Source organism: Pseudomonas sp. BSw22131, from assembly GCF_026810445.1.
Taxonomy (GTDB): domain Bacteria; phylum Pseudomonadota; class Gammaproteobacteria; order Pseudomonadales; family Pseudomonadaceae; genus Aquipseudomonas; species Aquipseudomonas huanghezhanensis.
The window spans coordinates 4,383,557-4,404,568 of sequence record NZ_CP113949.1 but is presented as its reverse complement, the minus strand read 5'-3'; the positions used below and the strand labels follow the sequence as shown (position 1 = coordinate 4,404,568).

The window sequence follows — 21,012 nt, the reverse complement described above, 5'->3', positions numbered from 1 at the left end:
GTACATTATTTCAATTTGGCTGCTGTCTTCCGACGTTCTTCTCGAATCGTTTAACTCACGACCCCGCTTGAAAGGCATAACGCGCAACGCCGCGTGACACATTCGTCCACCTTCCTGTCGATGCGGCGAAGGGCTCGATCAGCACTCTGGCATGGTTTCTGCCTTCTTAAAATGTACATTTTACTAATATGTACATTTAGGAGTGATGGGTATGGCAATCGCTAACGTCACAGGGCCTGGGCAGCATGCTGACGCGACGGCCATGGCTCAGTCGTTTGCCTGCGGACACAGCGATCCCGTTCAAGCGCTCGATGAAGCGTTGGCCAAGGCTGCGCAGGCCGATCACGTGTTCATCTCGCTTTGCCCTGAGCGCGCGCGACGTGAGGCGCAGGCTTCGGCCGCACGCTGGAAAGCGGGCCAACCGTTGAGCGCGTTCGATGGGGTGCCGATGGCCTGGAAGGACTTGTTCGACGTGGCTGGCAGCGTGACGACCGCAGCTGCAGCCGTGCGGCGCGAGGTTTCTGCCTCCTTGCTGGACGCCACCACGGTTGGCCTGCTGACGCGCGCCGGGATGGTCAGCGTCGGCAAAACCAACCTCAGTGAGTTTGCCTATTCCGGGCTCGGCCTAAACCCGCATTTCGGCACGCCGCTCAATCCACATGGCGTTGATCAACCGCGCATTCCCGGAGGCTCATCGTCAGGCTCGGCGGTGGCGGTTGCCTCGGGCATCGTGCCCATTGCGATGGGCACCGACACGGCCGGGTCAATCCGCATCCCCGCCGCGCTCAATGGTCTTGTAGGTTTTCGCAGCAGTTGCAAGCGCTACAGCCGCGACGGCGTATTTGCGCTGGCGCCCACGCTCGACAGCCTCGGGCCGCTGACCCACAGCGTGCGTGATGCGCTGGTCATCGACGACATTCTGCGAGGGCGTGCCCAACCCACGTCTTCGATACCCCGCAGCCTGGCCGGGCAACGTTTCTGGGTCGACGAAGCGGTGCTCTTCGATGATCGCGTAGAGCCGGCCGTGCGCGACAACCTGCTCAACGCAGTGAGCGTTTTGAAAGCGGCGGGCGCACTGATCGATCTGCGCCCGATGCCAGCGTTTCAGGCCACATTGACCCTCATCCAGGAACAAGGCTGGCTTGGCTCGGCGGAGGCATTCGCGCTGCATCAGCCACTGCTCGACAGCGACGCCGCCAGCCAGCTCGACCCCCGCGTGCGTCGTCGGCTGGAAGCGGCCCGCAGTTTTCCTGCCAGCCAGTTGATCAACCTGTATGCGGCGCGCGAACAGCTGCAACAGCGGATCACCGACGAACTCGACGGCGCCTTTCTGATGACCCCGAGCGTGGCCCACGTTGCGCCACCATTGGCACCGCTTGAAGCGGACGACGAGCTGTTCGTGCGTACCAACCTGGCGACCTTGCGCCTGACCATGCCCGGCAGTTTGTTGAACCTGCCCGGTGTGTCGCTGCCCACGGGACGTGATGCGCTCGGGCTGCCTACCGCCCTGTTGATAAGCGCCCCGCCCGGCGAGGACTCACGCGTGTTGCGTGCAGCGCTTGCGGTGGAAGCGGCGCTGCGACAGCCCTGAATCACTGCTTGATCCCCTTTGATGACCCCCGCAGGAGAACAATGATGGCTAAAGAAATTCTGTGCGCATTTGGCGTCGACGTAGACGCGGTAGCTGGCTGGCTGGGTTCGTACGGCGGCGAAGATTCGCCAGACGACATCTCACGCGGCCTGTTCGCCGGTGAAGTCGGCGCGCCGCGCCTGCTCAAGCTGTTTGAGCGTTACGGGCTGCGCACCACCTGGTTCGTGCCGGGTCACTCCATGGAGACCTTCCCGGAACAAATGAAGGCCGTGGCCGACGCCGGGCATGAAATCGGTGTCCATGGCTACAGCCACGAAAACCCGATTGCGATGACCCCCGAACAGGAAGAAATCGTCCTCGACAAATCCATCGAACTCATCACCCGGATGACTGGCAAGCGCCCGACCGGCTACGTTGCGCCGTGGTGGGAATTCAGCAAAGTCACCAACGAGCTGCTGCTCAAAAAGGGCATCAAGTACGACCACAGCCTGATGCACAACGACTTCCATCCGTACTACGTCCGCGTCGGCGATAGCTGGACCAAAATCGATTACAGCCAACACCCCGACACCTGGATGAAACCGCTGGTGCGTGGCCAGGAAACCGACCTGGTGGAGATCCCGGCCAACTGGTACCTCGACGACCTGCCGCCGATGATGTTCATCAAAAAAGCGCCCAACAGCCACGGCTTCGTCAACCCGCGCCATCTGGAAGAAATGTGGCGTGACCAGTTCGACTGGGTCTACCGCGAAAACGAACATGCGGTGTTCACCATGACCATTCACCCGGACGTGTCCGGTCGCCCGCAGGTGCTGCTGATGCTTGAACGTCTGATCGAACACATCCAGAGCCACGCCGGTGTGAAGTTCGTCACCTTCGACGAAATCGCCGATGACTTTGTCCGCCGTAATCCCCGTAACCGCTGATTGCTCCTTACTCCCGAGGCGTGACCCATGTCCATCTACAACAAGCTCGATCTGACCGGCTGGAAACCTCAGCAACTGACCTCCGAACAAGTGCGCTACGCCACCTGGATCGCCTTTTTCGCGTGGGTCTTTGCCGTGTACGACTTCATCCTTTTCGGCACGTTGCTGCCGGAGATCGGCCGTCACTTCAACTGGGGCGAGGCCGAGCAGGCCGAGATCGCCACATGGGCGGCGGTGGGCACGGCCGTGATCGCGCTGGCCATCGGGCCGCTGGTGGATCGCCTCGGTCGTCGCATGGGCATCATTTTTACCGTGACCGGTTCGGCAATCTGTTCGGCGCTGACCGCGTTGGGCGGTTCGTGGGGCAAGTCGCCGCTGATTTTGATTCGCTCGCTGAGCGGCCTGGGTTACGCCGAAGAAACTGTCAACGCGACTTACCTGAGTGAAATCTACGCCGCCTCCGAAGACCCGAAACTGGCCAAGCGTCGCGGGTTTATCTACAGCCTGGTGCAGGGTGGCTGGCCGGTGGGCGCGCTGCTCGCCGCAGGTCTGACCGCTGTGCTGTTGCCGATCATTGGCTGGCAGGGGTGCTTTATCTTTGCCGCGATCCCGGCACTGGTCATCGCCTTCTTGGCGCGCAAGCTCAAGGAGAGCCCGCAGTTTCAGATTCATCAACGCATCACCCAGTTGCGCAAAGCCGGTGATGTGGGCCAGGCGCAAGCCGTGGCGGCGACGTACGGGGTTGATTACGAAGAGCACCGCACCGCAGGTATTGGCGCGGCGTTTCGCGGGACTTCACGGCGTGCAACGCTGGTGATCGGCGCAGCGATCCTGCTGAACTGGGCGGCGATTCAGGTGTTCAGCGTGCTCGGAACATCGGTGATCGTGAGCGTGCATCACGTCTCGTTCGAGAACTCGCTGATCATCCTGGTGCTGTCCAATCTGGTGGGCTATTGCGGCTACCTGAGCCACGGCTGGATGGGCGACAAGATCGGCCGCCGCAATGTCATCGGCCTGGGCTGGATGCTCGGCGGTCTGTCGTTTGCGGCAATGCTCTTCGGGCCTAGCAACATGGCGACGGTGGTCGGGCTTTACAGCCTGGGGCTGTTCTTTTTGATCGGCCCTTATTCGGCGGCGTTGTTTTTCATCAGCGAAAGCTTCCCCACCAGCATTCGCGCGACCGGTGGCGCCATCATTCACGCCATGGGTCCGATTGGAGCGGTGGTTGCAGGTTTCGGCGCTACGTCGGTGCTGAGCGCGGGCGGCGACTGGCAGACCTCGGCGCTGTATTTCGGCGCAGTGCCATGCTTTCTCTCGGGTGTGTTGATGTTTGCTGCCAAACACGTACGCCCGGAAACCGTGAAATAAGGACCCTTCTATGATTCGCAAAGTAGCGTTGATCACCGGTGCCGCCAGCGGTATCGGACAGGCACTGGCTGTTGCCTTCGCCAGGCAGGGCGTGGCGGTGGTGGGTGGGTATTTTCCGGCCGATCCGCACGACCCGCAGATCACCCGCCAGCAGGTGGAGGCGGCGGGCTGCGAATGCCTGATGGCACCGCTCGACGTGACCGACACCACTTCGGTGGATGCGCTGGCCGAGCAGGCAATCAGCACCTTTGGCCGTATTGATTACGCGGTCGCCAATGCAGGTTTGCTGCGCAAGGCGCCGCTGCTGGAGATGACTGATGAGCGCTGGAACGAGATGCTTAATGTCGATCTGACTGGCGTCATGCGCACCTTTCGGGCGGCGGCCCGGCACATGGGCGAGGGCGGTTCGATGGTGGCGATTTCGTCGATTGCCGGCGGCGTCTATGGCTGGCAGGACCACTCCCATTACGCGGCAGCCAAGGCCGGTGTGCCAGGGTTGTGCCGGTCGCTGGCCGTGGAACTGGCGCCACGCGGGATTCGTTGCAACGCGGTGATTCCCGGGCTCATCGAAACGCCGCAATCGCTGGACAGCAAAAACTCGCTGGGGCCGGAAGGGCTGGCGAAGGCCGCCAAAGCGATCCCGTTGGGGCGCGTAGGGCGGGCCGACGAAGTGGCGTCGCTGGTGCAGTTTTTGTGCAGCGACGCGTCCAGCTACCTGACCGGGCAAAGCATCGTCATTGACGGCGGTTTGACCGTGAGATGGCCGGAATAGGGAGCGAGCTACGAGCTACTGCGGCGCTTGATTCTGCCCGCAGGGCGTAAGAGCCAGCTTGCTCGCGATCTGGTGCGCAGCGCCAGCAAGACCATACGCCTCGGTGTGTCAGCTACAACGGGTACACAGGTTTGCTGCCGGTGCCCGGCAGATCGCTGGCAAGCCAAGCTCCCACGCCTTCGGCAGAAGCGGATTTGCCACCACCTGTATTCGAGGACCCACACATGCAACTGAATAACAAACGTGCCGTGATCACCGGCGCTGGCAGCGGGATTGGGGCGGCCATCGCCCGCGCGTACGCCGAACAGGGCGCGCGGCTGGTGCTGGGCGATCGTGATCCGGTCACGCTGGCAAACACGGCGCAGGACTGCCGCCAGCTCGGCGCCGAAGTGATTGAAAGCGTCGGCGACGTCGGCACGGTCGAAGGGGCTCAGGCGGGTGTGGATGCCTGTGTCCAGCAGTTTGGTGGCATCGATATTCTGGTCAATAACGCGGGCATGCTCACCCAGGCGCGCTGCGTCGACCTGACCCTGGACATGTGGAACGACATGCTGCGCGTCGACCTCACCAGCGTCTTTATCGCCAGCCAGCGCGCCTTGCCGCACATGCTCGCTCAACGCTGGGGCCGCATCATCAACGTGGCCTCGCAGTTGGGCATCAAGGGCGGCGCCGAACTCACCCATTACGCCGCCGCCAAGGCCGGTGTCATGGGCTTCACCAAATCCTTGGCGCTGGAAGTCGCTAAAGACAACGTGCTGGTCAACGCCATCGCGCCCGGCCCTATCGAAACACCGCTGGTGGCAGGCATCAGCAGCGCCTGGAAAACCGCCAAGGCCGCCGAGCTGCCGCTGGGGCGTTTCGGCCTGGCGCAAGAGGTCGCGCCCGTCGCCGTACTGCTGGCCAGCGAGCCGGGCGGCAATCTGTTTGTCGGCCAGACGCTGGGGCCCAATTCCGGCGACGTCATGCCTTAAAGCAAGGAGCGAAACGATCATGTGTGGACTGTGTGGCCTGCTCGGGGAAGACGTGCACTGGAGCGATCCGCTGGGCGATGAACTGCCACGCCGACGCGAACGCCTGCGCCGGATCGCGGCCATCAACAAAGTGCTGGCGCCGTTTCGGCTCAAGGTCGAGGACTTTCAAGGCGTGTCGTATCTGCTGCTGGGCGCCACCGGCAAGCAGGAGCTGGCCAATGGGCTGGACCAACTCTGGCAGCGCGCCGAACAACTGATCGGTCGCGCGCTGGACCCGCTGGATGAAAAGCTGCTGGATCAACTGGAGCGTCCATCGTGAGTATCGCCCTCAACGTCATCACCGGCTTTCTGGGCAGCGGCAAGACCACCTTGCTCAAGCGCCTGCTCATGGACGAAAACCTGGGCGACACCGCATTGCTGATCAATGAATTCGGCGATGTCGGGATCGATCATTTGCTGGTCGAGGAGGTCGCGCCGGACACGGTGTTGTTGCCCAGTGGATGTGTGTGCTGCTCGATTCGTGGCGAGTTGAAAGACGCCTTGACCGGCTTGCTGGAGCGTCGAGCCAAGGGCGAAATTCCGGCGTTTCGTCGCGTGATTCTAGAGACCACGGGGCTGGCCGACCCCGCGCCGATTCTGGCCACGCTCGGCATGGACCCGCATCTGCGCGGGCGTTTTCACATCGGGCTGGTAGTGACGCTGGTGGACGCGACGCACGCTACGCTGCAAGCGCGTTTGCACCCCGAGTGGATGGCTCAGGTCGCGGCGGCGGACCGATTGCTGATCAGCAAAACGGATGTGGTCACCGATGACGAACAGCAGGCATTGCGCGCCCGGCTACAGGCGATCAATCCGGCGCCGATTCTGAACACCGCTGATATCTACAGCGGCGATCAACTTTTGCTGGGCGAGGGACTTCGCGGTTCGGCACCGTGCGCTGAGGTGACGCGGTGGCAGTTGCACCGGGTGGTGTCGACGCAGGGCCGTCACGGCGATGCGCAAGTCTGTTGCCTGACCTTCGAGCGTCCCCTGGATTGGGTCGGTTTCGGGGTCTGGCTTTCCATGCTGCTAAGATGCCACGGCGAACGAATTCTCCGCGTCAAAGGACTGCTCAACGTGCACAACAACTCAGCCCCGGTGGTTATTCACGGCGTGCAGCATTGCCTGCATGCGCCGGTGCATTTATCGGCCTGGCCGGGAGAGGATCGCACCTCACGCCTGGTGTTCATCCTTCGTGGCCTAGACCCCGCGCTGCTGCAACGCTCATTCGAGGTGTTCAGCCGGTCGCTCTCGCCAGCCACCAACGGGGCGGCGGCATGAGCCTGACGCTGCGGGTATTGGGGACGTCAGTCACGCTGCTGGAATCGCTTCGACTGCGTGCCGAACAGGATCTGGGCATCACGCTGGTGTATCAGGTGCATGATGTGCAGACCGCGCAACGCATTGCGGTCATGCAGCCAGACAGCTACGACCTCTATGACCAGTGGTTTCACAACGTGGATTTCGTCTGGCCCGCGCGCGCGATTCAGCCCATCGATACCCGGCGTATCGCGCTATGGCATGAAATCAACGACCTGCCCAAGCGCGGCCGGTTGTCGGTCAACGATAAGCTCGGCAGCGGCAGCCGACCGAGCGAGCGCCTGTTCGTGCAGCACGATGGCAGCCTCGGCAGCGCGGTCAGCGAGCGCATCAGCATGCTCCCGCTCACGCATAACGCCGACAGCTTTGCTTACCGCCCGGAACGTCTACCCGCCAGCCTGAATCCTGAAAACGAGAGCTGGGGCTGGTTGCTCGATCCGGCGTGGGGCGGGCGCATTGCCCTGCAAAGTGATGCTGCCATTGGCGCGCTGGACGCAGCGTTGGCGGTCCAGGGCGCGGGGCTGGCGCGGTTCGATGATATCGGCAACATGAGCATCGAAGAGATCGACACGCTGGCCGACATTCTGGTGCGCAAGCAGGAAGAGGGCATGTTCGGCGCATTCTGGTCGGACGACGAAGAGGCCGCCGAATTGATGCTGCACCCGACCATCGACATCCAGAGCCTGTGGTCACCGACGCTGGTGCGCCTGCACCGTGCCGGCGTCAAATACCGCGTGGCGGTGCCACGAGAAGGCTATCGCGGGTGGTTCGGCGGACTGTCGCTGTCGCGGCATGCTAAAGGCCCGGTACTCGACGCCGCTTATGCCTATCTCAACTGGTGGCTCTCTGGCTGGCCGGGTGCAGTGATGGCGCGTCAGGGTTACTACATCGGCAACCCGGCGCGCAGTCGCGATCATCTCAGCCCGGCCGAATGGGACTATTGGTACGCAGGTCTACCGGCGCGTGAGCAACTGCTGGGCAGCGACGGCCTGCCGCTGATCGATATAGGTGAAGTACGTGACGGCGGCTCTTACGCGCAGCGCATGGGCCACATCGCGGTGTGGAACGCGGTGATGGATGAGCACAATTATCTGGTGCGGCGCTGGGGCGACATCCTGCGCGCGGGTGTGAAGGCTAATGGGCGCGGGCGCTGACTCGCCCACTCGCAGCGAATCGTGATCGCTTGCCGGCCACTGCGCACTGACCGGCCGCAAGCATGAAAAACTAGCGCACTTCCACTCGCAGGGCATGCACCGCGATGCCGTGGCAACCACACGCCAGTCGATGACCCTGCAATACGATGGGAATACCGTTTCGGCGTCGTCTCGTGTGCCCCTCAACGAAGGGGTAAACACCAAGGTGCAGCGGACAGCTTGCAGTGTCTCCCAACACTGCAGGCGTCTTGCCGTTGATGCTGTGGGTGCCTGCCAATTGGCACGACACGACGAAGCCACCACCGCTGGTGGGATCGCCCAGGCAAACGGGATGGCTCATGAACCCGCCCCCGGTGCGCCGAACTTGAAGGGGTCAGCCCAGCGGGTTTCTGCGTTTCTGGCTTTCATGGCATCGCTGGGCGGGCGGATCATCTGGATGGTCGCGCTGCCGTCGGCGCCGGGGTAGACCACGGCGCTGACACCACCGTCCAGGTAGCTGGCGATGGTCGCGAGATTGATTTCGACCAATGCGCCACTGACCCCGGTATTACCCAGACGGCGACCGATGTCGTAGCCCTCGTTGACGTTGCTCAGGTCTAGGCCTGTGCCATCGACATTCATCGCTACCAGCGCCTGCGTCAGGGTGACTTCACCTTCCAGATTGTGAGTGCTGTCGTAAAACACCCGCACTGGTTTTTCCCCAGTGGGCAGGGTTTTAAGCGCCTGCATCCAACCGGCTTGCAGGGCTTTGGCACGCATCGCGGGTTTGAGTGGATTGCCTTGTTCGTCATTCATCGAGACTTTGATCGGGCGATGCAGATAGCCCAGGGTTGGCGCTTCGTCGAACTCGTCGATCTGATGCTGTGCCCAGCGGATGGGCAGCCATTTGGTGGGCTGGAAGTGACCGGGCCCACGGTGGGTGGTGGTCTTCCAGAGTTCGGGAAGTTGGGCGTGCCAGTAGGCGCTGGACATGGTGCCAGGAGCATAGGGCTCCTCTACGCCTTCGGCTTTTTTTGAAGTCTCATAAACCGTTCGAAATTCGGGAGAGTGCTTCCAATAGAAGAACCATAACTTGCCCAGGTCGGTGGATTTATCTTGATTGTCCTCCTCTTCGCGAACTGCAAATGGGCGTAAGTAACGGTCCACGCGGTCAGTTCGGGCAAGCAGTAAACCCGTCATGCTTTCGTAGACGGTCGGAACGTATAGGCCATCGGGTAAACCGGGTGTGCCAGGCAATCTGTTACCGGCACGGGAGACATCTCCGTCTGACGTTAAAATCAGAGCCTCGGGGACTTCCGCGTTCTCCGCAAAAAACTGGAACACACGTTCAATGATGTGCTGCGCGTGGGTGGTGTCTTCAGATGCTTGCCAGAGGAACAAGTTGACGCCCAGAGTTGCGGCGTTGCGTGCGCCGAGGATATCGGTAGCTGCAATGTCCTCTCCCGGTTGACTCTCCGGACCTATCGCAAACGTTGGCATCGGCCAGTAAGCCACGGCGTCTCGGGCGGAGTGCCGTGCCGCTGCTCGGATATTGATGCTTGATGTTGTTGTACGGCTGTCAGCTGTGTCTGGATAATCTTTTGGATCACCCGAAAAGATGGAGGAGAAATTGCTGTTTTTCTTTCTGATCAATCTCCATATCGTTGACTGTTGATCTTCATCAACAGCCAATCCCGCTGCTCTGATCTCCAATGAAAAAGTACGCTGCTCACGGTCTTGCTGTTCCGCGAAATAGCGCGTCTTGTTTTCCAGTTGTACCTGCTTGTCCAGTTTGCTCTGCGCCATCGCGATGGCTGACCAATGCCCGCCAAACACCAACATCACGGCAGTAATAATCCCTGCAATCCCTTGTCCAGTTCCCTTTAAATGAATCATGAACCCGCCCCCGGTGCGCCAAACTTGAAGGGGTCGGCCCAGCGGGTTTCTGCGTTTCTGGCTTTCATGGCGTCGCTGGGCGGGCGGATCATCTGGATGGTCGCGCTGCCATCGGCGCCGGGGTAGACCACGGCGCTGACACCGCCGTCCAGGTAGCTGGCGATGGTCGCGAGATTGATTTCAACCAATGCGCCACTGACACCGGTATTACCCAGACGGCGACCGATGTCATAGCCTTCGTTGACATTGCTCAGGTCAAGGCCTGTGCCATCGACATTCAGTGCCAGCAGCGCCTGCGTCAGGGTGACTTCACCTTCTGGATTATGAGTGCTGTCGTAAAACACCCGCACCGGTTTTTCCCCATTGGGCAGGGTTTGAAGCGCCTGCACCCAAGCGGCTTGCAGGACTTTGGCACGCATCGCGGGTTTGAGTGGATTGCCTTGTTCGTCATTCATCGAGACTTTGATCGGGCGATGCAGATAGCCCAGGGTTGGCGCTTCGTCGAACTCGTCGATCTGATGCTGTGCCCAGCGGATGGGCAGCCATTTGGTGGGCTGGAAGTGACCGGGGCCACGGTGGGTGGTGGTCTTCCAGAGTTCGGGCAGTTGGGCGTGCCAGTAGGCGCTGGACATGACGGGAGCGGTGGGGAATTTGAATCCTTCTGCTTTTTTGGCCGCTACATAAGCCGAATCGAACTTCTGCTCATGCTTCCAATAGAAGAACCATAACTTGCCCAGATCGGTGGATTTGTTTTGGTTGTCCTCCTCTTCGCGGACCGCAAAAGGGCGCAGGTAGCGATCCACGCGGTCAGTTCGGGCTAGCAGTAAACCGGTCATGCCTTCGTAGACGGTCGGAACGTATAGGCCATCCGGTAAACCGGGTGTGCCAGGCATTCTGTTACCGGCGCGGGAAACATCTCCGTCGGACGTTAAAATCAGAGCCTCGGGGACTTCTGCGTTTTCCGCAAAAAACTGGAATACACGTTCAATGATGTGCTGCGCGTGGGTGGTGTCTTCAGATGCTTGCCAGAGGAACAAGTTGACGCCTAGAGTTGCGCCGTTGCGGGCCCTCTGCATAAAGCTCGCAGCGTTTTCACGTCCTGTCGGACTCAAAGGGCCCACCGCAAAGCTTGGCATCGGCCAGTAAGCGACGGCGTCTCGGGCAGAGTGCCGCGCCGCCGCTCGGGTATTTATGGTGGATGTTGTTCTACGACTCTCAGCAGTATCGGGATAAGCCTTTGGATCATTCGAAAAGATCGAGGAGAAGTTACTGTTTTTCTTTCTGATCAATCTCCATATCGTTGACTGTTGATCTTCATCAACAGCCAATCCCGCCGCTCTGATCTCCAACGCATAAGTACGCTGCTCACGGTCTTGCTGTTCCGCGAAATAGCGCGTCTTGTTTTCCAGTTGTACCTGCTTGTCCAGTTTGCTCTGCGCCATCGCGATGGCTGACCAATGCCCGCCAAACACCAACATCACGGCAGTAATAATCCCTGCAATCCCTTGTCCAGTTCCCTTTAAATGAATCATGAGCCCGCCCCCGGTGCGCCGAACTTGAAGGGGTCGGCCCAGCGGGTTTCTGCGTTTCTGGTTTTCATGGCGTCGCTGGGCGGGCGGATCATCTGGATGGTCGCGCTGCCATCGGCGCCGGGGTAGACCACGGCGCTGACACCACCGTCCAGGTAGCTGGCGATGGTCGCGAGATTGATTTCAACCAATGCGCCACTGACACCGGTGTTACCCAGACGGCGACCGATGTCATAGCCTTCGTTGACATTGCTCAGGTTTAGGCCTGTGCCATCGACATTCAGTGCCAGCAGCGCCTGAGTCAGGGTGACTTCACCTTCCGGATTGTGAGTGCTGTCGTAAAACACCCGCACCGGTTTTTCCCCATTGGGCAAGGTTTGAAGCGCCTGCATCCAAGCGGCTGCAGGGCTTGGCACGCATCGCGGGTTTGAGTGGATTGCCTTGTTCGTCATTCATCGAGACTTTGATCGGGCGATGCAGATAGCCCAGGGTTGGCGCTTCGTCGAACTCGTCGATCTGATGCTGTGCCCAGCGGATGGGCAGCCATTTGGTGGGTTGAAAGTAACCGGGCCCACGGTGGGTGGTGGTCTTCCAGAGTTCGGGCAGTTGGGCGTGCCAGTAGGCGCTGGACATGACGGGAGCGGTGGGGAATTTGAATCCTTCTGCTTTTTTGGCCGCTACATAAGCCGAATCGAATTTCTGCTCATGCTTCCAATAGAAGAACCATAACTTGCCCAGATCGGTGGATTTGTTTTGGTTGTCCTCTTCTTCTCGGACCGCAAATGGGCGCAGGTAGCGATCCACACGGTCAGTTCGGGCTAGCAGTAAACCCGTCATGCTGGCGTAGACAGTTGGGACGTACAGGCCATCAGGTAAGCCAGGAGTACCAGGCATTCTGTTACCGGCGCGGGAAACATCTCCGTCGGACGTTAAAATCAGAGCCTCGGGGACTTCTGCGTTTTCCGCAAAAAACTGGAATACACGTTCAATGATGTGCTGCGCGTGAGTGGTGTCTTCAGATTCTTGCCAGAGGAACAAGTTGACGCCTAGAGTTGCGCCGTTGCGGGCCCTCTGCATAAAGCTCGCAGCGTTTTCACGTCCTGTCGGACTCAAAGGGCCCACCGCAAAGCTTGGCATCGGCCAGTAAGCGACGGCGTCTCGGGCAGAGTGCCGCGCCGCAGCTGTTATATTCGCGCTGGTCCTGTTGTACCGGCTGTCTGCGGTCGCAGGGTAAGCCTTCGGATCTTGAGAGTAGATGGAAGTAAAGTTGCTGTTTTTGAGTTTTACTTTTTTCCATACATTCGATTGATGCCAGCCGTCGACAGCCAATCCCGCCGCTCTGATCTCCAACGCATAAGTACGCTGCTCACGGTCTTGCTGTTCCGCGAAATAGCGCGTCTTGTTTTCCAGCTGTACCTGCTTGTCCAGTTTGCTCTGCGCCATCGCGATGGCTGACCAATGCCCGCCAAACACCAACATCACGGCAGTGATAATCCCTGCAATCCCTTGTCCAGTTCCCTTTGAATGGATCATGAACCCGCCCCCGGTGCGCCGAACTTGAAGGGGTCGGCCCAGCGGGTTTCTGCGTTTCTGGTTTTCATGGCATCGCTGGGCGGGCGGATCATCTGGATGGTCGCGCTGCCGTCGGCGCCGGGGTAGACCACGGCGCTGACACCGCCGTCCAGGTAGCTGGCGATGGTCGCGAGATTGATTTCAACCAATGCGCCACTGACACCGGTGTTACCCAGACGGCGACCGATGTCGTAGCCCTCGTTGACGTTGCTCAGGTCTAGGCCTGTGCCATCGACATTCAGTGCCAGCAGCGCCTGAGTCAGGGTGACTTCACCTTCCGGATTGTGAGTGCTGTCGTAAAACACCCGCACCGGTTTTTCCCCATTGGGCAGGGTTTGAAGCGCCTGCATCCAACCGGCTTGCAGGGCTTTGGCACGCATCGCGGGCTTGAGTGGATTGCCTTGTTCGTCATTCATCAAGACTTTGATCGGGTGATGCAGATAGCCCAGGGTTGGCGCTTCGTCGAACTCGTCGATCTGATGCTTTGCCCAGCGGATAGGCAGCCATTTGGTGGGTTGAAAGTGACCGGGGCCACGGTGGGTGGTGGTCTTCCAGAGTTCGGGCAGTTGGGCGTGCCAGTAGGCGCTGGACATGGTGCCAGGAGCATAAGGTTCCTCCACGCCTTCGGCTTTTTTTGCAGTTTCATAAACCGTTCGAAATTCGGGAGAGTGCTTCCAATAGAAGAACCATAACTTGCCCAGGTCGGTGGATTTATCTTGATTGTCCTCCTCTTCGCGAACTGCAAATGGGCGTAAGTAACGGTCCACGCGGTCAGTTCGTGCAAGCAGTAAACCAGTCATGCTGGCGTATACGGTTGGGACGTACAGGCCATCAGGTAAGCGAGGAGTACCAGGCATTCTGTTACCGGCGCGGGAAACATCTCCGTCGGACGTTAAAATCAGAGCCTCGGGGACTTCAGCGTTATCCGCAAAAAACTGGAATACACGTTCAATGATGTGCTGCGCGTGGGTGGTGTCTTCAGATTCTTGCCAGAGGAATAGATTGACGCCCAGAGTTGCGCCGTTACGCGCGCTTATAATGTTGCCGGCTGCACTGTCTTCCCCTGGCGGACTCTCAGGTCCGATCGCAAATGTTGGCATCGGCCAATAAGCGACCGCGTCTCTAGCAGAGTGAGTCGCAGCCGCTGTTATATTCGCGCTGGTCCTGTTGTATCGGCTGTCTGCGGTGGCAGGGTAAGCCTTCGGATCTTGAGAGTAGATGGAAGTAAAGTTGCTGTTTTTGAGTTTTATCTTTTTCCATACATTCGATTGATGCCAGCCGTCGACAGCCAATCCCGCCGCTCTGATTTCCAACGCATAAGTACGCTGCTCACGGTATTGTTGTTCCGCAAAATAGCGCGTCTTGTTTTCCAGTTGTACCTGCTTATCCAGTTTGCTCTGCGCCATCGCGATGGCTGACCAGTGCCCGCCAAACACCAACATCACGGCAGTAATAATCCCTGCAATCCCTTGTCCAGTTCCCTTTAAATGAATCATGAGCCCGCCCCCGGTGCGCCAAACTTGAAGGGGTCGGCCCAGCGGGTTTCTGCGTTTCTGGCTTTCATGGCATCGCTGGGCGGGCGGATCATCTGGATGGTCGCGCTGCCATCGGCGCCGGGGTAGACCACGGCGCTGACACCACCGTCCAGGTAGCTGGCGATGGTCGCGAGATTGATTTCAACCAATGCGCCACTGACACCGGTGTTACCCAGACGGCGACCGATGTCATAGCCTTCGTTGACATTGCTCAGGTTTAGGCCTGTGCCATCGACATTCAGTGCCAGCAGCGCCTGAGTCAGGGTGACTTCACCTTCCGGATTGTGAGTGCTGTCGTAAAACACCCGCACCGGTTTTTCCCCATTGGGCAAGGTTTGAAGCGCCTGCATCCAAGCGGCTTGCAGGGCTTTGGCACGCATCGCGGGTTTGAGTGGATTGCCTTGTTCGTCATTCATCGAGACTTTGATCGGGCGATGCAGATAGCCCAGGGTTGGCGCTTCGTCGAACTCGTCGATCTGATGCTGTGCCCAGCGGATGGGCAGCCATTTGGTGGGCTGGAAGTAACCGGGCCCACGGTGGGTGGTGGTCTTCCAGAGTTCGGGCAGTTGGGCGTGCCAGTAGGCGCTGGACATGACGGGAGCGACGGGAAATTCGATTCCTTCTGCCTTTTTTGCCGCTACGTAAACCGAATCGAATTTCTGCTCATGCTTCCAGTAGAAAAACCATAACTTGCCCAGGTCGGTGGACTTGTTTTGGTTGTCCTCTTCTTCTCGAACCGCAAATGGGCGCAGGTAGCGATCCACGCGGTCAGTTCGGGCAAGCAGTAAACCGGTCATGCTGGCGTAGACGGTTGGGACGTACAGGCCATCAGATAAGTCAGGAGTACCAGGCATTCTGTTACCGGCGCGGGAGACATCTCCGTCGGACGTTAAAATCAGAGCCTCGGGGACTTCTGCGTTCTCTGCAAAAAACTGGAACACACGTTCAATGATGTGTTGCGCGTGGGTGGTGTCTTCAGATGCTTGCCAGAGGAACAAGTTGACGCCCAGAGTTGCGGCGTTGCGTGCGCCGAGGATATCGGTAGCTGCAATGTCCTCTCCCGGTTGACTCTCCGGGCCTAACGCAAATGTTGGCATCGGCCAGTAAGCGACCGCGTCTCTAGCAGAGTGAGTCGCAGCCGCTGTTATATTCGCGCTGGTCCTGTTGTAGCGGCTGTCTGCGGTCGCAGGGTAAGCCTTCGGATCTTGAGAGTAGATGGAAGTGAAGTTGCTGTTTCTGAGTTTTATCTTTTTCCATATATTCGATTGATGCCAGCCGTCGACAGCCAATCCCGCCGCTCTGATCTCCAACGCATAAGTACGCTGCTCACGGTCTTGTTGTTCCGCAAAATAGCGCGTCTTGTTTTCCAGTTGTACCTGCTTGTCCAGTTTGCTCTGCGCCATTGCGATGGCTGACCAGTGCCCGCTAAACACCAACATCACGGCAGTAATAATCCCTGCGATCCCTTGTCCAGTTCCCTTTGCCATGCCTGTTATCCCTTCGCCCGCGGCGTTTGCCTGTTCATAGAGGTGCCATACAAGTCCCAGCCAGACGCCGATCAGGAGCACCATTATCCAGAGGTAAACTTCCAACTTGGGACGCGAACTTTTCGAGGTGTTCATCAGCCTGTGCCCTCCTTTCGCTGGTAATGCACCAAGGTAGGGGGGCTCAGCGGCACTAAGCTTTCTGACGGAAAAACTCCTTTGTCGTAGTACAGAAAATTCGCTGTAACTAACGTCTTTGCTTCCGCGCTGAGTCTTTTCCAGCCAGGCAGTCTCGTAATCTTCTTTAAGTAACGCCCTTTATCCATTCGCCAATCCGCTATCGCAATCAACACTTCCCGCATATCCCGATCATCCAGGCACTTGGCCTGTCCGATCGCCACGTCCATCGCCGTCACCCAGCGATGGTTCTCCGGGCTGCGCAAGATCGCCGAGTGATAGCTGTTGATGTCCCATTCCTTCTTATCGACCGCCATTCGCTTGCGGATTTCGTTGGGCGTTTCCTCACGTTCGATCAGGTAATAGTCGTCTCGTCCCTTGCCGCTCATGCCTTGTATCGGTATCTGACGCAGCATCCGCGTCTGATCGTCAGGCTCTTTCCCTTTGTTCCATTCACTCCGGGCGGCGTCCAGATGCACCTTCTGGCTGCGCTTGTCGACGTAGATCCACTCAAAACTGCCACGTGAGTTACCCAGGGCGGTGTTTTGCGCAACGGCGTCTGGACGGTCTTTGCCTGGCTCATCCGGGGTGCCAACCAAGGCCTCTCCACCGAACATCTGCGGCGCATGGCTGGGCGTCAGAGCTTCGGCATTGATCAAACGCAGATCGCCCTTTTTCATTTCAGCCTCGGTCACCCACGACACCGCTGCGTTGTGTCCGGCGCTGCGCCGCTCTTCATCCGTGCGTATCTCGATCTGCCCAGGCTCGGCACCTACAAGTACGGGTCGAGCATCGCGCTCGCGCTTGCTCCACAGTCGCTGGTGAAAGCGCAGCGCTTTCAGGCGGTTCATGGCAGGCGTGCTGTCGGGCAGTGCATCCGGCACGCCATAAGTGCCGATGCCGCTGACGTCGCGCAATGCAACCGTGGTGTCGTCGTGGCTGAAGTACAGATAAACCTTGCCGCGATTGTCGCGCTCGGGAAACACGACGGTGGATTGATCCAGCCCCAGGCGTTGACCCTGCTCCGGTGACCATTTGGCGCCGGTTCTTCCGCCATAGCCGGGTTGCCCGGCGGCAATGGCATCAAGAGGAGGCTGCGGGTGTGGCGCTGCCGTCACGGCCTCGACGATGTTGACGAGCGTGTCGAGTGTCTTTGAATGCTCGGGGGTTTTGTCCGGTAACAAGGAGTACGGCGAGGCGACCATGATTGCGCAGTCGGCGCAGCGCTCCCCGCGATCAACCAACAATGCCTGGGCCAGCAAGGTGATCAGCGTGCCCTGGCTGTGCCCCATGACGGTGACCGTTTCATTCGGCGATACCCGGCGAATCTCACTGATCAGCATCGCCAGGCGATGTGCAGCCAGCACGAAGTAACGGCGATGCGGGCTTTTGCCCATGTACAGCGGGTTGGACAAAGCCAGGTTGGCGGGATGCCTCACCCACTTATCAAAACCCGGCCCGTACATCTCGGGCAGATTGTTGGTGGCATTGGCGAAGAACCCTCCGCCTTTTGCAAAGTGACGGTCCAGGCGGTTTTTGAACCTGTCCTGATACTGCGTGCGCAACTTGGTGGGCTCACCGTTGCGGTCGCGCTTTATTTCATCCGGCGCAGCGCGATAGCCCCAATAGAAAGGGATGAACACGCTGCGGTCTTTATCGGCCGGAGCGCTGCGCTTGTAGAGATAGGTATCGGGATCGTCGACAACTACACGTTGGTCATCCATCAAGTCCTCGACGGGGAGTGCGTTTGCCGTCAGGAACTCTGCACCATATGCCCCCGCCAACAAGTCAGACCGATCCAGCCGCTCATTCAAGCCATGGCACAACCCCTTTTCCACAGACTCATAGGCTGCACCGGGATCGTTTACGCCATGCAGGAAAATCACGACGCCGGGCAGGTCACGTGGGACTTCGACTAGAACATCGCCCGGACGATTGGGAATAAGACGTGTGGTGTGTTCGGCAACAACGCCTGGGTTTGCAGTGTTCATTCGATGACGACTCCTTCGTCTTTGGCACCGGTATCCGGTTCGGCACCCTCACGCAGTGCGAACACGTGAAGTTTCTCCATCAGCGCCTTTTCAACCACTTGGGTTGCCCCTGCGCTGTCGGTCACGCCGTTCAGCAATGTTCCGTCTTCCAGCTTCATTTGGTAGCGGTGACCGGTGGCCAATGCAGGGCTTTCCTCCCCGTGACCGCCATAGTGGAAAACCGCGCGCTGACTCGCTTTATCTCGCCCAAACACCGGGACCCCGGCACTGTCTGTTTTTGCGGGCACGCAGTCGTGATCGCTGGCAAATATCGTTGCCTTGCCCGAAGTGCCGATTTCGATGCCGCCACCAATCTTGATGTAGCTGCCGTCGTCGGCGACGAGGCGAATGGTGGGGGCGGTGATGAGGACCTCTCCCTGACTTGCCGAAACCTGCACATTGTTCAGTGCGTTGAGCACCAGGTCGTCTTCCTGAGCCTGCACCAGCACCTTGCCGCGATTGGCGATGGCGCTGATGCCGTCCTCCTGAGCAAAGGCCGAGAGGCCTTTGCCGGCGTGAAGGTGCGTGGCCCCGCCGCTGGTGAGATGCAGATGGTCTTGCGCGGTGGTGTCGTGATTGGCCCCGGCGTAGTGGGCCTGCGAGCCGGGCGTGGCGCTGATCAGTCCGGCTTCGCCGGTGATGGCAACCACCGGCTCACCCTCCGTCTGGCTGTCCGGCGCCGGCCATTGTTTTAGCGCCTGGCGAAGGCCCTCGATGCCCGCAGGGTCGACAGCAGCAGCCCCGCGTGCGGTCGCCGTCTGGCCCAGTGCGGTGAACAGGTTGGCGCATTGCGTGAGCAACTCCGACAGTGCGGCTCGTTCGAGTTGATCATCCTCTGCACGGTGTCTGGCGTTGGCAGTCAGCAGCAGGCCTTGTGCAGCACGCAGTGCAATGGCGGCGTCGGTGCGCAATTCGGCGCCGTTGCCCAATGGTTTGGCGCGACCGTTCTGGCGCGGTCCGGTCAGCCTCCCCAGGTTCAGTGCTGTGGCGTGGTGCGTGGTGGCCAGCCGGGCCTTCGGCGCTCCGGTGGTGTCGTCGAGCAGCAGCTCGTTGTAGCCGCGTCCTTTGTGTTCCTGGGTCTTGATACCGGACAACGCTTTATTGCCGGGTAATCCGGGCGAGGCGCTGAAGCTGGGTGTCGAGTGCGTGCCGTTGTACAAGACAGCCGTCACGACGGGCCGATCAACGTCGCCAGCCATGTACTGGACCATGACTTCCTGGCCGATACGCGGCAAAAACTGATGACCAAAACCAGCGCCTGCGCTGGGCATTGCGACGCGCAGCCACGCGGTGTCTTGCGTGTCCTGGCGAGCAGTTCCATCGCCAGCGTCTTCGCTTCGCTGCCAGTGAAAGCGCACCCTGATGCGCCCCAGCTCATCGGTAAACACCTCCTCACCTTCAGGTCCGACCACGATGGCAGTCAGTGGCCCCGCCATGTCGGGCCGCGCCACCGTCAGGACGGGTTTGAAGGGGATTTTGCGACGAATGCAGGTAAAGCGATTGCTGTAGTGGGCGAGCTCGGTCGAGCCGTAATTATTGCGGCCCGAATGCTCGACGGTGAGCAGCAAAAACTGGCGGTCCTCAACCGAGCCCAGGTCATGATCGAAATGCTGCGTCAGCTCAAAGGTGTAACCCGCCTGCATGCCACGGCAATTGCTCGCACCTTTGAACAGCTTGCCCTGCGCCTCATACGCTTCGATCCGGTTACGCAACAGCGCTTCACCCTCGTCGTGGTGACGATGTGAGCATGGCAGCGTGAACTCATAGATCTCATGCCTTGGGGCGGTACCTTGTTCGTTGAGGCTCTGCATGCTGGCCGGCAGCGCGTTCTGCGGTTGCTTGTAATCGAACGTTTGCGCACTCATCCGTCCGGATTGCTGCACCCGGTGTGCGCTCCAGTGCGTGACGACGTCGGCAGTCTCGGTGACAGATGCGCTGTGATAGCGAATCTGTGAGTGCCCGGTCAGCGTGTCCAGCTGGCTGGAGCGGTCCATGATGACAAGGGTGTGGCCCTGCGCGGTGTGCTCAAAAAAGAAGAACAATCCTTCGTTTTCCAGCAGCCGCAAGACAAAGTGCAAATCAGTTTCAAAGTACTGAGTGACGTAACTTCGGGTCTTGAGTGGGGCAAACAGTCTGAACTCGAAGCGTGGTATCGCCCCGTAAACGGCAAATACCGCGCAGATGATTTCTTCAACCGTCTGCTCCTGGAAAATGCGTGAATCCTGCCGGTTGCCGAGCTGCCACAACCACGGGCTCAACGTAGCGTGATACCGCGCCAGCCCGCCGTCGCTGCCCTCCAGACTGAACCGGGTAATGTACCCATCGATAAACCGCACGCCGCCATCTGCCAGTGCGAGCTGTATTTGCGCAGGGGCGCCTGTCAGCGATTTCAGTTCGATAAGGGCGTGCCGCGAAATCAGTTCAAGCTCGTAGCTGAAGAGTCGGGACAGCCCTTCATGACCCGTAAAGGCGTCCAGCAAAAGCGTCTCATGACCTCGTAGCGGTGAGACAAACTTGATCAATCGTTGATGTTGCGGGGCAAACAATGCGTCCAGATCCATGGCGGCTGATCTCCTGTGGCCTTGTCAGCAACCAGCGTGCTGATGGCCGAATTACGTCCGCCCATTGAAAGCTGAAGATTGGTGCGAACAGCGAGAGCGCACGTTATT

General features: G+C 59.5%; 17 protein-coding genes. 8 read left to right on the top strand and 9 right to left on the bottom strand.

Translation table 11 applies throughout. From position 1 onward, the window contains the following. Positions 1 to 211 precede the first annotated feature (211 nt). The 8 genes from OYW20_RS19920 (at position 212) to OYW20_RS19885 (ending at position 8,141) form a co-directional block, all read left to right on the top strand. On the top strand, positions 212 to 1,591 hold the full coding sequence (locus tag OYW20_RS19920) for an amidase (RefSeq protein WP_268797635.1): 1,380 nt from the start codon (positions 212 to 214) through the stop codon (positions 1,589 to 1,591). 44 nt (positions 1,592 to 1,635) lie between these two features. Further along, the gene (locus tag OYW20_RS19915) at positions 1,636 to 2,517 is read left to right on the top strand and encodes a polysaccharide deacetylase family protein (protein WP_268797634.1); all 882 of its coding nucleotides are present in this window, start codon (positions 1,636 to 1,638) and stop codon (positions 2,515 to 2,517) included. A 27-nt stretch (positions 2,518 to 2,544) separates the two neighbouring features. Continuing rightward, entirely contained in the window at positions 2,545 to 3,885 is a 1,341-nt protein-coding gene (locus OYW20_RS19910; RefSeq protein WP_268797633.1) for an MFS transporter, read from the top strand. Between the two features lie 10 nt (positions 3,886 to 3,895). Further along, positions 3,896 to 4,657 (top strand): SDR family NAD(P)-dependent oxidoreductase, encoded by a 762-nt coding sequence (locus tag OYW20_RS19905; protein WP_268797632.1) that lies wholly within the window; start codon positions 3,896 to 3,898, stop codon positions 4,655 to 4,657. Between the two features lie 224 nt (positions 4,658 to 4,881). Beyond that, entirely contained in the window at positions 4,882 to 5,628 is a 747-nt protein-coding gene (locus OYW20_RS19900; RefSeq protein ID WP_268797631.1) for an SDR family NAD(P)-dependent oxidoreductase, read from the top strand. Between the two features lie 19 nt (positions 5,629 to 5,647). Then, positions 5,648 to 5,947, top strand: coding sequence for a hypothetical protein (locus OYW20_RS19895; RefSeq protein WP_268797630.1), 300 nt, complete (start codon positions 5,648 to 5,650; stop codon positions 5,945 to 5,947). Then, entirely contained in the window at positions 5,944 to 6,948 is a 1,005-nt protein-coding gene (locus OYW20_RS19890) for a CobW family GTP-binding protein (protein ID WP_268797629.1), read from the top strand. Before OYW20_RS19895 ends, OYW20_RS19890 begins: the two co-directional genes overlap by 4 nt. Continuing rightward, positions 6,945 to 8,141, top strand: a complete 1,197-nt coding sequence (locus tag OYW20_RS19885) for an ABC transporter substrate-binding protein (RefSeq protein ID WP_268797628.1) — start codon at positions 6,945 to 6,947, stop codon at positions 8,139 to 8,141. The genes OYW20_RS19890 and OYW20_RS19885 overlap by 4 nt, the downstream gene beginning before the upstream one ends. A gap of 70 nt (positions 8,142 to 8,211) precedes the next feature. Here OYW20_RS19885 and OYW20_RS19880 read toward each other — a convergent pair whose 3' ends face one another. The 9 genes from OYW20_RS19880 to OYW20_RS19845 are packed head-to-tail and all read right to left on the bottom strand — an operon-like array spanning position 8,212 to position 20,904. Next, the gene (locus tag OYW20_RS19880) at positions 8,212 to 8,481 is read right to left on the bottom strand and encodes a PAAR domain-containing protein (RefSeq protein WP_268797627.1); all 270 of its coding nucleotides are present in this window, start codon (positions 8,479 to 8,481) and stop codon (positions 8,212 to 8,214) included. Then, positions 8,478 to 10,016 carry a type VI lipase adapter Tla3 domain-containing protein gene (locus OYW20_RS19875; protein ID WP_268797626.1) on the bottom strand — a complete coding sequence of 513 codons (1,539 nt, stop codon included), beginning with the start codon at positions 10,014 to 10,016 and terminating at the stop codon, positions 8,478 to 8,480. Before OYW20_RS19875 ends, OYW20_RS19880 begins: the two co-directional genes overlap by 4 nt. Then, entirely contained in the window at positions 10,013 to 11,548 is a 1,536-nt protein-coding gene (locus OYW20_RS19870; protein WP_268797625.1) for a type VI lipase adapter Tla3 domain-containing protein, read from the bottom strand. The genes OYW20_RS19875 and OYW20_RS19870 overlap by 4 nt, the downstream gene beginning before the upstream one ends. Further along, positions 11,545 to 11,898 carry a hypothetical protein gene (locus OYW20_RS26020; RefSeq protein WP_328284792.1) on the bottom strand — a complete coding sequence of 118 codons (354 nt, stop codon included), beginning with the start codon at positions 11,896 to 11,898 and terminating at the stop codon, positions 11,545 to 11,547. Before OYW20_RS26020 ends, OYW20_RS19870 begins: the two co-directional genes overlap by 4 nt. Further along, on the bottom strand, positions 11,858 to 13,078 hold the full coding sequence (locus OYW20_RS19865) for a type VI lipase adapter Tla3 domain-containing protein (protein WP_328284791.1): 1,221 nt from the start codon (positions 13,076 to 13,078) through the stop codon (positions 11,858 to 11,860). Before OYW20_RS19865 ends, OYW20_RS26020 begins: the two co-directional genes overlap by 41 nt. Next, positions 13,075 to 14,613, bottom strand: coding sequence for a type VI lipase adapter Tla3 domain-containing protein (locus OYW20_RS19860; protein WP_268797624.1), 1,539 nt, complete (start codon positions 14,611 to 14,613; stop codon positions 13,075 to 13,077). Before OYW20_RS19860 ends, OYW20_RS19865 begins: the two co-directional genes overlap by 4 nt. Then, the gene (locus tag OYW20_RS19855; protein WP_408005424.1) at positions 14,610 to 16,274 is read right to left on the bottom strand and encodes a type VI lipase adapter Tla3 domain-containing protein; all 1,665 of its coding nucleotides are present in this window, start codon (positions 16,272 to 16,274) and stop codon (positions 14,610 to 14,612) included. Before OYW20_RS19855 ends, OYW20_RS19860 begins: the two co-directional genes overlap by 4 nt. Next, complete coding sequence (locus OYW20_RS19850; protein ID WP_268797622.1) at positions 16,274 to 18,304, bottom strand: T6SS effector phospholipase Tle3 domain-containing protein; 2,031 nt, start codon at positions 18,302 to 18,304, stop codon at positions 16,274 to 16,276. The genes OYW20_RS19855 and OYW20_RS19850 overlap by 1 nt, the downstream gene beginning before the upstream one ends. Then, positions 18,301 to 20,904, bottom strand: coding sequence for a type VI secretion system Vgr family protein (locus OYW20_RS19845; protein ID WP_268797621.1), 2,604 nt, complete (start codon positions 20,902 to 20,904; stop codon positions 18,301 to 18,303). Before OYW20_RS19845 ends, OYW20_RS19850 begins: the two co-directional genes overlap by 4 nt. Positions 20,905 to 21,012: the final 108 nt, after the last annotated feature.

Coding starts and splice junctions, on each gene's coding strand:
- OYW20_RS19920 (WP_268797635.1), top strand. CDS start 212: ATGGCAATCGCTAACGTCACAGGGCCTGGGCAGCATGCTGACGCGACG.
- OYW20_RS19915 (WP_268797634.1), top strand. CDS start 1,636: ATGGCTAAAGAAATTCTGTGCGCATTTGGCGTCGACGTAGACGCGGTA.
- OYW20_RS19910 (WP_268797633.1), top strand. CDS start 2,545: ATGTCCATCTACAACAAGCTCGATCTGACCGGCTGGAAACCTCAGCAA.
- OYW20_RS19905 (WP_268797632.1), top strand. CDS start 3,896: ATGATTCGCAAAGTAGCGTTGATCACCGGTGCCGCCAGCGGTATCGGA.
- OYW20_RS19900 (WP_268797631.1), top strand. CDS start 4,882: ATGCAACTGAATAACAAACGTGCCGTGATCACCGGCGCTGGCAGCGGG.
- OYW20_RS19895 (WP_268797630.1), top strand. CDS start 5,648: ATGTGTGGACTGTGTGGCCTGCTCGGGGAAGACGTGCACTGGAGCGAT.
- OYW20_RS19885 (WP_268797628.1), top strand. CDS start 6,945: ATGAGCCTGACGCTGCGGGTATTGGGGACGTCAGTCACGCTGCTGGAA.
- OYW20_RS19880 (WP_268797627.1), bottom strand. CDS start 8,481: ATGAGCCATCCCGTTTGCCTGGGCGATCCCACCAGCGGTGGTGGCTTC.
- OYW20_RS19875 (WP_268797626.1), bottom strand. CDS start 10,016: ATGATTCATTTAAAGGGAACTGGACAAGGGATTGCAGGGATTATTACT.
- OYW20_RS19870 (WP_268797625.1), bottom strand. CDS start 11,548: ATGATTCATTTAAAGGGAACTGGACAAGGGATTGCAGGGATTATTACT.
- OYW20_RS19865 (WP_328284791.1), bottom strand. CDS start 13,078: ATGATCCATTCAAAGGGAACTGGACAAGGGATTGCAGGGATTATCACT.
- OYW20_RS19860 (WP_268797624.1), bottom strand. CDS start 14,613: ATGATTCATTTAAAGGGAACTGGACAAGGGATTGCAGGGATTATTACT.
- OYW20_RS19855 (WP_408005424.1), bottom strand. CDS start 16,274: ATGAACACCTCGAAAAGTTCGCGTCCCAAGTTGGAAGTTTACCTCTGG.
- OYW20_RS19850 (WP_268797622.1), bottom strand. CDS start 18,304: ATGAACACTGCAAACCCAGGCGTTGTTGCCGAACACACCACACGTCTT.
- OYW20_RS19845 (WP_268797621.1), bottom strand. CDS start 20,904: ATGGATCTGGACGCATTGTTTGCCCCGCAACATCAACGATTGATCAAG.